Raw genomic sequence first — 1,006 nt, forward strand, 5'->3', positions numbered from 1 at the left:
AGATCGACCACGCATCATCGGAAAATACAGACTGCATCATGCTCATCACAGATGAGCTGGGCGGTTCACTACCTATTTTAAGGCCTAACAGGCCCTAAACTAGTCATCCGAACAGTCTCCAGAACCGTCCAGCAGGGGATATCCCCCCGTTTTCTCAAAGCACAAATCGCAGGCGGCTCAGGGAATCTATAACCAACACGTCCCCAGTTCGGAAGAACGAGCCAGGCGCTTCCAATCAAGGGTTCTTTGAATTTTCGCATCGAAGTTGTATGTTTTTGATATAAATCAAAGAGATTATTGTTTTGTTTGTTAAAAGAGAACGGTCTTTGGTATTATAAAGTATAATTTTTATAACTTTATTTATACCTTTGATTTTTGGTATAATAAAGTTGGGAGATTATTTGTGTCCATAGTAATTAGTAATGGGCAGTCTGTATCTAATGTTACGGTAAATAATTACCAAGAAATAATATCATCAGGGGGTTCTGCGAGTTTTCAGACAGTTACAAACAATGGAGAGATTGTCATCCGGTCTGGAGGATCTCTTACCGAAACGGACGGTAAGAGTAACTGGATCATCGAAAGTGGCGGAAAAATTGTAGTCGAAAGCGGAGGAATAGTTTCCGGAGGAAGTATTCAATCTGGTGGAACTTATTTCGTTAGTTCTGGTGGTATTACTACAAGCGTTTCAGTTGCCAATGGCGGTGTATACCAAGGTGCTAGTGGCGCCATACTTAGTGGAACCAATAAAGTTCGCTCTGGTGGAAAACTCAGCGGTGGAATTGTTGCCAATAATGCTACCTTGGTAGTGAGTGCTGGTGGAAGCTCGGTGAATACCATTGTCGCCAGCGGAGGAGGCATTGGCGTACAAGGAACTGTGAGCAATACTCAGATTCAATCTGGCGCTGTTTTGGAAATTGCTTCTGGTGGTTTGGTAGAAGGGAGCACAATTAACGGCGGGACAGGCCACGTCGACTCTGGCGGAAGCCTGACAACGACGACAATT

General features: G+C 43.9%; 1 pseudogene. It reads left to right on the forward strand.

Annotation, left to right across the window (positions count from 1 at the left end):
- Positions 1-403: 403 nt before the first annotated feature.
- Positions 404-1,006: pseudogene (locus tag JN414_RS16385) on the forward strand (autotransporter adhesin family protein); the annotation flags it as partial.

It is taken from the genome of Gluconobacter sp. Gdi, assembly GCF_014132155.1.
Taxonomy (GTDB): Bacteria; Pseudomonadota; Alphaproteobacteria; order Acetobacterales; family Acetobacteraceae; genus Gluconobacter.